At 47.8% G+C, this 10,201-nt stretch carries 9 protein-coding genes and 1 pseudogene; all 10 read left to right on the top strand.

What is annotated here, in order from left to right; all coding sequences use genetic code 11:
• The first annotated feature begins 9 nt into the window (after nucleotides 1-9).
• Nucleotides 10-561, top strand: a complete 552-nt coding sequence (gene hpt, locus AC4EHJ_RS16835; protein ID WP_490976729.1) for a hypoxanthine phosphoribosyltransferase — start codon at nucleotides 10-12, stop codon at nucleotides 559-561.
• Nucleotides 562-681: 120 nt separating this feature from the next.
• The gene (ftsH, locus tag AC4EHJ_RS16840) at nucleotides 682-2,691 is read left to right on the top strand and encodes an ATP-dependent zinc metalloprotease FtsH (RefSeq protein ID WP_490976730.1); all 2,010 of its coding nucleotides are present in this window, start codon (nucleotides 682-684) and stop codon (nucleotides 2,689-2,691) included.
• Between the two features lie 114 nt (nucleotides 2,692-2,805).
• Nucleotides 2,806-3,585: pseudogene (locus AC4EHJ_RS16845) on the top strand (type III pantothenate kinase).
• A 1-nt stretch (nucleotide 3,586) separates the two neighbouring features.
• Nucleotides 3,587-4,468, top strand: a complete 882-nt coding sequence (gene hslO, locus AC4EHJ_RS16850) for an Hsp33 family molecular chaperone HslO (RefSeq protein WP_490976731.1) — start codon at nucleotides 3,587-3,589, stop codon at nucleotides 4,466-4,468.
• Nucleotides 4,452-5,399 carry a peptidyl-prolyl cis-trans isomerase gene (locus AC4EHJ_RS16855; RefSeq protein WP_490976732.1) on the top strand — a complete coding sequence of 316 codons (948 nt, stop codon included), beginning with the start codon at nucleotides 4,452-4,454 and terminating at the stop codon, nucleotides 5,397-5,399. Before hslO ends, AC4EHJ_RS16855 begins: the two co-directional genes overlap by 17 nt.
• Before the next feature lie 128 nt (nucleotides 5,400-5,527).
• Entirely contained in the window at nucleotides 5,528-6,466 is a 939-nt protein-coding gene (gene cysK, locus AC4EHJ_RS16860) for a cysteine synthase A (protein WP_490976733.1), read from the top strand.
• A 126-nt stretch (nucleotides 6,467-6,592) separates the two neighbouring features.
• A complete protein-coding gene (gene folP / locus AC4EHJ_RS16865) occupies nucleotides 6,593-7,399 on the top strand; it encodes a dihydropteroate synthase (RefSeq protein ID WP_490976734.1) in 807 nt (268 codons plus the stop codon).
• Nucleotides 7,399-7,764 carry a dihydroneopterin aldolase gene (folB, locus tag AC4EHJ_RS16870; RefSeq protein ID WP_490976735.1) on the top strand — a complete coding sequence of 122 codons (366 nt, stop codon included), beginning with the start codon at nucleotides 7,399-7,401 and terminating at the stop codon, nucleotides 7,762-7,764. The genes folP and folB overlap by 1 nt, the downstream gene beginning before the upstream one ends.
• Nucleotides 7,761-8,249, top strand: a complete 489-nt coding sequence (gene folK / locus AC4EHJ_RS16875) for a 2-amino-4-hydroxy-6-hydroxymethyldihydropteridine diphosphokinase (protein WP_490976736.1) — start codon at nucleotides 7,761-7,763, stop codon at nucleotides 8,247-8,249. Before folB ends, folK begins: the two co-directional genes overlap by 4 nt.
• Nucleotides 8,250-8,387: 138 nt before the next feature.
• Nucleotides 8,388-9,872 carry a lysine--tRNA ligase gene (gene lysS, locus AC4EHJ_RS16880; protein WP_490976737.1) on the top strand — a complete coding sequence of 495 codons (1,485 nt, stop codon included), beginning with the start codon at nucleotides 8,388-8,390 and terminating at the stop codon, nucleotides 9,870-9,872.
• Nucleotides 9,873-10,201: the final 329 nt, after the last annotated feature.

The following is a 10,201-nucleotide window of genomic DNA, read 5'->3' on the forward strand; positions in this document are numbered from 1 at the left end:
AGGCCCACCATGCTACAAAAAGACATTGAAGAAATATTGATCACGGAAGAAAGTTTGCAAGAGAAAGCGCGGGAGCTTGGAGCAATCCTTACGCGCGACTATCAGGATAAATACCCATTGGCAATCGGAGTACTAAAAGGTGCGATGCCATTCATGGGCGATTTGATGAAACGCATCGACGGTTATGTGGAAATGGACTTCATGGACGTTTCAAGCTACGGCAATGCGACTGTTTCTTCAGGCGAAGTGAAAATCATCAAAGATTTGAACGCCAGCGTTGAAGGCCGCGATCTATTAATCATCGAAGACATCATCGACAGTGGTTTAACGCTCAGCTATTTAGTGGATTTATTCAAATACCGCAAAGCGAACTCGATCAAAATTGTCACGCTGTTGGATAAGCCATCTGGCCGTAAAGTGGATTTGAAAGCCGATTATATCGGATTTGAAGTTCCGGATGCGTTTGTTGTGGGCTATGGTTTGGACTATGCGGAAAAATACCGTAATCTTCCATATATTGGCGTCTTGAAACCTGCTGTTTACAGCGGAGATCAAGAATAGTCAAAGGAAGTTCACACAATACGGATTCACCCGCAAAGCTAAGGGCTTTTCGTTGTAAGCGGAAATGCTCGTATGGTAGTATTTAGTATAGTTTTTGGAAACTTTATGAGGAGGCTTGGGATGAATCGAATATTTCGGTACACCATATTTTATCTACTGATCTTCCTAGTTATTATCGGTATTTTGGGGACGTTCAATAACAGTAACCAACCGACTAACGAAATAGGATACAATGAATTCTTGGAAGCTGTCCAAGGCGGGACGATCGAAGAAATTACCATCCAGCCTGACGCAAATGTTTACGAAGTGACAGGGAAATTGGATGGTTATGGCGACGAGGAAACATTTGTCACCAATATTCCAGTGGAAAACGAAGCATTAATTACACAGATTGATGAAATTGCTACATCTGAGGGTGCCGAAGTTGATTTTTTGAAAGCCCCGCAGACAAGCGGATGGGTTCAATTCTTCACAGGCATCATTCCATTCATCATCATCTTCATCCTCTTCTTCTTCTTGCTTAACCAATCACAAGGTGGCGGAGGCGGCCGTGTGATGAACTTCGGTAAAAGCAAAGCGAAGCTGTATGATGATCAGAAACATAAAGTCCGCTTTAATGACGTTGCTGGAGCAGATGAAGAGAAACAGGAACTTGTGGAAGTTGTCGACTTCTTGAAAGATCCTCGCCGTTTCGCTGATATCGGCGCGCGCATTCCAAAAGGGATTTTGCTTGTCGGACCTCCGGGTACCGGTAAAACACTTTTGGCCCGTGCGGTTGCTGGAGAAGCGGGCGTTCCCTTCTTCTCAATCAGTGGTTCGGATTTCGTTGAAATGTTCGTCGGCGTCGGGGCTTCCCGTGTCCGTGACCTTTTCGAAAATGCGAAGAAAAATTCACCGTGTATCATCTTTATTGATGAGATTGATGCGGTTGGACGCCAGCGTGGCGCAGGCCTAGGCGGCGGACACGATGAGCGTGAACAGACATTGAACCAATTGCTTGTAGAAATGGATGGCTTTGGCGCAAACGAAGGCGTCATCATTATCGCAGCTACAAACCGTCCGGATATCTTGGATCCGGCACTTCTTCGCCCAGGCCGTTTCGATCGCCAGATTACAGTTGGCCGTCCGGACGTTAAAGGACGCGAAGAAGTCTTGAAAGTCCATGCACGCAACAAACCGCTTGAAGCGACGGTCGACCTTAAAGCGGTCGCCCAGCGCACCCCTGGATTCTCAGGAGCGGATTTGGAGAATTTATTGAACGAAGCAGCCCTGGTGGCGGCTCGCCGCAATAAACTCAAAATCGACATGTCCGATATTGATGAAGCAACGGACCGCGTCATTGCGGGACCAGCTAAAAAGAATCGCGTCATTTCGAAAAAAGAGCGCAATATCGTGGCATTCCATGAAGCCGGCCATACGGTTGTCGGATTGGTGCTTGATGATGCGGAAACCGTCCATAAAGTGACGATCGTCCCTCGCGGACAAGCTGGCGGCTATGCTGTCATGCTTCCGAAAGAAGATCGCTACTTCATGACGAAACCGGAATTGCTTGATAAGATTTCCGGCTTGCTCGGCGGGCGTGTTGCAGAAGATTTGAGTTTCGGTGAAGTTTCGACCGGGGCGCATAATGACTTCCAGCGTGCGACGGCCATTGCGAGAAGCATGGTCACTGAATACGGAATGAGCGATAAGATCGGGCCGATCCAATTCGGCCAGGCACAAGGCGGGAATGTCTTCCTTGGACGCGATTTCAACTCAGACCAGAATTATTCAGATGCCATCGCGTTTGAAATCGATCAGGAAATCCAGCGCATCATCAAAGAGCAGTACTTGCGCACGAAAGAGATCCTTACTGAAAAGAAAGATCTTCTATCGTTGATTGCGAATACTTTGCTTGAAGTGGAAACGCTGGATGCGGGCCAAATCCTTCACTTGAAAGATCATGGGACGCTTCCGGAACGTTCTTACGAAGCATTGAATGGCAATTTCGAAAAAGATGCTGTCGATTTGTCGAAAGACGATGAAGCAGGGGAAGCAACGGGTGCTCCGAGTGATCCTTCAGCTGGCGATTTGCCGAAAGAAGGCAGATCCGGTGAAGCCGTAGGACCGATTCAGGAAGACCGCAAATAAGACTTGTTAAGACCGATCGACCTTTCCTTTTTGGGAACGGCCGATCGGTTTTTTTATTTCTCTGAAAATATGGTATGATGTGTTGGAAAATCGTTGATAAGTGAGGGCTCAAATATGATTTTAGTAATGGATGTCGGAAACACGAATATTGTTTTGGGTGTCTACGGGGAGCAGCTGCTGCATCATTGGCGGCTTGAAACAGATCGCCACAAAACGGAAGATGAATACGGCATGCAAATCAAAATGCTGTTGAATGACGCCGGTCTCGAATTTGAAGCGATCGGCGGCATTATCATGTCTTCTGTCGTGCCGCCAATCATGTTTTCGCTGGAGCGGATGTGCCAGAAGTATTTTCACATCAAGCCGATGGTTGTCGGGCCGGGCGTAAAAACCGGCCTCAACATCAAGTACGATAACCCGCGTGAAGTCGGAGCGGACCGGATTGTCAATGCGGTCGCGGCCATCCATGAATACGGAACTCCACTAATCATTGTCGATTTCGGAACGGCGACTACATATTGTTATATTGACGAACGCCAGCAATACATGGGCGGGGCGATTGCGCCGGGCATTGGCATTTCCACTGAAGCGTTGTATAACCGAGCATCGAAACTGCCGCGCATCGAGATTGCGCGTCCAGCAAACGTCGTAGGAAAAAATACCGTATCAGCTATGCAGGCCGGTATCGTCTACGGCTATGTCGGGCAAGCGGAAGGCATCATTGCTCGTATGAAAGCGTAAAGCAAACAAAAGCCGACTGTCATCGCGACAGGAGGCATGGCTTCGCTGATTGCAGCAGAATCGTCTATGATCGACAAGGTGGATCCGTTTTTGACATTGAAGGGCCTTTATTTAATTTATAAACGCAATCAGGCGTTGGAAGGGAACGATTGACATGGGAGATTATTTAGTGCGCGGACTGGGCTTTAACGGCAGCGTCCGGGCGTTTGCCGCTGATGCGACAGAAACTGTAGGGGAAGCGCAGCGCCGCCATCAGACTTGGCCGACAGCGTCTGCTGCATTAGGGCGCGCCATGACAGCGGGTGTCATGCTTGGCGCCATGCTGAAAGGCGATGACAAAGTAACATTGAAAATTCAAGGGGGAGGCCCGATCGGTGCCATCTTGGTCGACAGCGATGCTGATGGCAAGGTGCGTGGATACGTAACGAATCCACAGACCCAAATCGATTCGTCAGTGAAAGGCAAGCTTGACGTCAAAGGAGCGGTTGGCACCGATGGCATGCTGTCAATCGTCAAAGATCTCGGTATGAAAGAGAATTTCACGGGCCAGACGCCAATCGTTTCCGGGGAAATCGCTGAAGACCTGACTTATTATTTCGCGATTTCTGAGCAGGTGCCGTCATCGGTCGGCTTAGGCGTCTTAGTGGATACCGACAACTCCATTCTTGCTGCAGGCGGGTTCATCATCCAGTTGATGCCCGATGCGGACGACGAAACAATCACAGCGATCGAAAAAAGATTGGCTCATATCGAACCCGTTTCCACGATGATTCAGCGCGGTTTGACGCCGGAAGAAATTTTGGAAGAAGTACTTGGAGAAGGAAATGTACAGATTTTGGATAAAATGCCGGTAAAATTTGAATGTAATTGCTCTAAAGAACGTTTTGCAGAAGGAATCTTGGGACTCGGTGAAAAAGAAATCCGTGAAATGATCGAAGAGCAAGGGATGGCTGAAACGCAATGCCATTTCTGTTTGGAAAAATACCATTATTCTAAAGCGGAATTGGAAGCGCTGATCGATGAGCTACATGCGTAATCCGCAACGTCCTGCCGCATCACCGGCGACTGCAGGGCGTCCGCCGAGAAGAAGATTGAAGACGGGTCCGCTGTTGGTCCTGTTATTATTGTTGTTTGTCGGAAATCTGCTGTGGTTTATTGCTTGGCTGATTCCGGACGAAGGAGGCAGCAGTGAAGAAGTCGCCGCTGTCCAAGGAGATCCGATTACGCGCCAGGAATGGATGGCTGCAATGGAAGAGCAGCATGGCCGCGATACCCTGCTCGGGTTGGTCAATCAAAAAGTCATGGCTACTGCAGCGAAAGAATACAATATAGAAGTCAACGATAAAGAAATCGATCTCGAACTGGCGATGCTTCGCACGGCGCAAGACGGCTCTGATATGGCGCTGTATGCAGAAAACGGGGCAAGCTTGCGCGAGCAAGTGAAATCGCAATTGATTCTGGAAAAAGTACTGACAAAAGATATTGTGGTTGAAGACCAAAAAATCGAAGCTTTTTATCAAGAAAATCAGGCGCTTTATGACGTCGAAGACGGTTATCGCACAAGCATGATGGTCGTTGAGTCAGCGAGTGAGGCCGAAGCAGCGCTGAAAGAACTTGAAAACGGTTCTTCCTTTGAAGCGTTGGCCCGGGAAAAATCTGTCGATACCGCATCTGCTAGCTTAGGTGGCGACATCGGCTACATTTCCCCGGACCAGCCGTCTGTCGATCCGGCCGTTGCAAAAGCGGTTCAATCTTTAGGTGCAGGCAAGTGGTCTGAGCCATTGGCATTGAAAGACGGTCGACTAGCGATTGTAGCAGTGGTCGATAAAGCGGAAGGCCGAAAGTTCTCCTTCGAAGAAGTCAAAGGCCATATTGGCCGCGAACTCGCGCTTGAGCAGCTGCCGCAATCGGTTACTCCAGAAGCTTTTTGGAAAGAATTCGACGCACACTGGTTTTACGGACAATAAAACAAAAAGGCATTTCTCATGAGGAATGCCTTTTTTGGTGTATACAATTTGACAGAAAATGAGAAACATTGATACGATAAGGAAAGATTAATGCTTACAAAACTACTAGGGATTAGGAGTGTTGAGAAATGGCGCGTATAGGAAATTCCGTTACCGAATTGATTGGCCAAACACCAATTGTCAGATTGAATCGCCTGACTGGCCCTGAAGATGCAGAGGTTTATTTGAAATTGGAATACTTCAACCCTGGCAGCAGCGTGAAAGACCGCATTGCTTTAGCAATGATTGAAGCTGCTGAAAAAGAAGGCGACTTAAAGCAAGGCGATACGATCATTGAACCGACAAGCGGCAATACGGGAATTGGCTTGGCGATGATTGCGGCTGCCAAAGGCTATAAATCCGTATTGGTTATGCCAGAAACGATGAGCATGGAGCGTCGCAACTTATTGCGCGCATATGGTGCAGAATTGGTTTTGACTCCAGGTCCTGATGGTATGAACGGTCCGAACGGCGCCATTAAAACAGCTGAAAAACTGGCAGCTGAAAATGGCTGGTTCATGCCACAGCAATTCAAGAACGAAGCGAATCCGGAAGTTCACCGGCTGACAACTGGCCCGGAAATCGTGGAATCGATGGGCGGCCAATTGGATGCGTTCATTTCCGGAATCGGTACAGGGGGCACCATCACTGGAGCAGGCCAAGTATTGAAAGAGCATTACCCAGGCATTCACATTGTTGCAGTGGAACCGACCGACTCTCCTGTATTATCAGGCGGCAAGCCGGGCCCTCATAAAATCCAGGGCATCGGCGCCGGATTTGTGCCAGAAGTCCTCAATACGAAAATTTACGATGAAATCATTCAAGTGACGAATGACCAGTCGTACGAAACAGCCCGCAAAGCGGCACGCGAAGAAGGCATCCTCGGAGGCGTTTCCTCTGGTGCAGCAATCTACGCGGCATTGCAAGTAGCCAAAAAGCTGGGCAAAGGCAAAAAAGTGCTGGCGATCATTCCGTCAAACGGCGAACGTTATTTGAGCACTCCACTTTACCAATTCGAAGAAAATTGAATCGTTTCAAAAAGAGTATGCACATGCATGCTCTTTTTTTATGGCGAAAATGCCGTTAATCGCGATAAGATGGAGAGAGTGAATATTTCCCGGGCAATAATACGGCACAGAACTGGAGTGTAATAGATGGATTTGAGCAGTAAAACATGGGTGATGGGCATATTGAATGTAACGCCGGATTCTTTTTCCGACGGCGGCAAATATACGACGGTCGAACAGGCAGAGTCGCGGGCCCGCCAAATGATCGAAGATGGAGTGGATATTATTGATGTAGGGGGTGAATCTACACGGCCGGGCTATACGATGATTTCCGATGATGCGGAAATCGCTCGTGTCGTTCCTGTCATCAAAGCGCTGAAAAAAGAATTTGACGTGTTGATATCCATTGATACATATAAAGCGGCAGTGGCAGAAGCGGCTATCGAGGCGGGTGCCGATATCATCAATGATATCTGGGGAGCGAAATATGAACCCGCCATTGCAGCGGTCGCCGCGAAATGGGATGTGCCCATTATTTTAATGCACAACCGTAACGATACGCCATACAAGAATTTTTGGCCGGATGTCCAGCAGGATATAAGCGACAGCGTCAAGATTGCGATTGATGCCGGCGTCCGCAAGGAACAGATTTGGCTCGACCCAGGCATTGGCTTCGCCAAGACAGCTGAGCAAAATATTGAAATGATGCAGCGTTTGGAAGAGTTTGTGGCACTCGGCTATCCGGTGCTGCTTGGAACTTCGCGCAAGTCGCTGATTGGAAAAGTGCTGGGGCTGCCTGTGGGTGAACGGCTTGAAGGTTCGCTTGCCACTGTCTGCTTCGGCGTTGACCGCGGCTGCCAGATTGTCCGCGTCCATGATGTAATAGAAACAAGCCGTGCGGTGCGCATGATGGATGTACTAACGGGGAAAACGAAATACAAGGAGGCGGAATAATGGATTTCATTCATGTGAACGATATGGAGTTTTACGGCTATCACGGTGTATTCCCAGAAGAAACCAAACTGGGCCAGCGTTTTCGTTTGACAGTATCGCTGGCGGTCGATTTGTCTATGGCTGGTGAAACGGACGATCTTGTACACACTGTCCATTACGGCGAAGTTTACGAAGCATGCCGGGAGATTGTTGAGGGACCGCCGAAAAAGCTCGTTGAAGCGGTAGCGGAAGAAGTCGCTTCCCGAATTTTATCGCAATTCCCGCTCGTCAAAGGCATCCGAGTCCAGATGGTCAAACCTGATCCGCCGATTCCTGGACATTACCGGTCGGTCGCGATTGAATTGTCGCGAGGAGAATTCATATGAACGACAGCTACCTGTCGTTCGGCTCGAATATGGGAGACCGATTGGAGATGCTGAAGCAGGCTGTCCATTTGCTGATGGAACATCCAGCGATAGAAATTGCGGCCATTTCTTCCTTATATGAAACAGAACCGGTCGGCTTTACAGCGCAAGACTCGTTTTTAAATATGGTCGTCCATGTCCGGACTGGTCTGTCGCCTCTGGAATTATTGGATTTCTGCCAGGAAGTTGAACAGTTGCTTCAGCGCAAGCGGGTCGTCAGATGGGGACCGCGGACAATAGATCTCGACATTTTGCTCTATAACCAAGAAAAAATTGCATCAGAGAGATTGGTCGTTCCGCATCCGCGGATGCACGAACGGGCTTTTGTGCTAATCCCGCTTTTGGAAGTGAACCCTTCTCTTGAAGGAATGCCGGAGCCGCCTGAGCAAGACGTCAGATTATGGAAAACCTATAGCGGACTTAAAGAATTTATTGGTAAAACCTAGACGAACGGTGCAGTTTAAGCTGGAATTAACAACTGCCACAACTTTGTGGCAGCTTTTTTTATGTAGCCTCAGAGGAAATTGTGTACAATAGAGAAATACATGAATGATCAAGGTGTTGAAAATAAAGGAGTGTAGAACATGTCAGAAGAGCTTAACGACCAAGTATTGGTGAGGCGCCAAAAGATGCAAGCGTTCCGTGATAACGGGATGGACCCTTTTGGTTCGCGTTTTGAACGTACTCACCTGTCAGAAGAAATCATTAACGAATACAGCGAGCTTTCAAAAGAGGAGCTTGAAGAAAACCCGCATGAAGTGATAATTGCAGGGCGCGTTATGACAAAGCGCGGAAAAGGCAAGGCTGGATTTGCGCATCTTCAGGATCTGAAAGGCCAAATCCAAATATATGTCCGCAAAGACGCAATCGGCGACGAAGCGTATGAATTTTTCAATACAGTTGATCTTGGCGATATCCTTGGAGTAAGAGGGACAATCTTCAAAACGAATGTTGGGGAACTCTCTGTTAAAGCGAAAGAAGTCTTCTTCTTGACGAAAGCTCTTCGTCCGCTGCCTGAGAAATTTCATGGCCTTAAGGATATTGAGCAGCGTTACCGCCAGCGTTATTTAGATTTGATTACAAGCGAAACAAGCAAAGAGACATTTATTCTGCGAAGCCGGATCATTCAATCGATGCGCCGTTACCTGGATGACCAAGGCTTCTTGGAAGTGGAAACGCCTATGTTGCATTCTATTGCTGGTGGAGCAACAGCGCGTCCATTCATCACTCACCATAATGCGCTCGACATGCAGATGTTTATCCGCATCGCCATCGAACTGCATTTGAAGCGTTTAATCGTCGGCGGTTTGGAAAAGGTCTATGAAGTAGGACGGGTATTCCGCAATGAAGGAGTTTCAACGCGGCACAATCCTGAGTTCACGATGCTTGAACTATACGAAGCTTATGCGGACTATAACGATGTCATGGAATTGACTGAAAATCTGATTGCGCATATCGCCCAGGATGTATTAGGTGCAACTACAGTCCAGTATGGGGAGGACCAGATAAACTTGGCACCGGGCTGGAAACGACTGCACATGGCTGACGCCGTGAAAGAACATACAGGAGTAGACTTCTGGGAGCAGATGACGAAAGATGAAGCGCATGCTTTAGCGAAAGAACATAACATTGAAGTTAAACCTACTATGGAAGTAGGCCATATCTTGAATGAGTTTTTCGAGCAGCGTGTAGAGGAAGAGTTGGTTCAGCCTACTTTCGTTTATGGCCATCCAGTGGAGATTTCTCCACTGGCTAAAAAGAATCCGGAAGACGGGCGTTTTACAGATCGCTTCGAATTGTTTATTGTTCGCAGAGAACATGCAAATGCCTTTACGGAATTAAATGATCCAATCGATCAACGCGAGCGTTTTGAAGCTCAGTTGATTGAAAAGGAAGCCGGCAACGACGAAGCGCATGAAATGGATGATGATTTCATCGAAGCGCTGGAATACGGCATGCCGCCTACGGGAGGTCTTGGAATTGGGATTGACCGTCTAGTTATGCTGTTAACTAATTCAGCTTCCATAAGAGACGTTCTACTATTCCCTCAGATGCGTTCACGCGACTGATAAGCATAGAAATGAATTAATTACTCAACCGGTTCGAGTGGAATACTCTCGAATCGGTTTTTTATTTCAAATAAGCCTTGCGCTCAGGCTAGAGGGGTGATATATTAATTGATGTCGTGTTTTTGGCATCTAAATCACACGAAGAAAATATGAAACTTATTATTGACTTCCAAAAAGGAAGCTGGTAATATTGAAAAGTCGCCAATTGAAGCGGCACAAACATGAACCTTGAAAACTGAACAGCAAAACGTCAACAACACGCAACGGCCGCGCAAAACGGCCCGCGCACAAACTACTGATCAGCATCACGCAGATCAAAAGCGAATCGT

Source organism: Planococcus sp. TJ-301 (genome assembly GCF_058268475.1).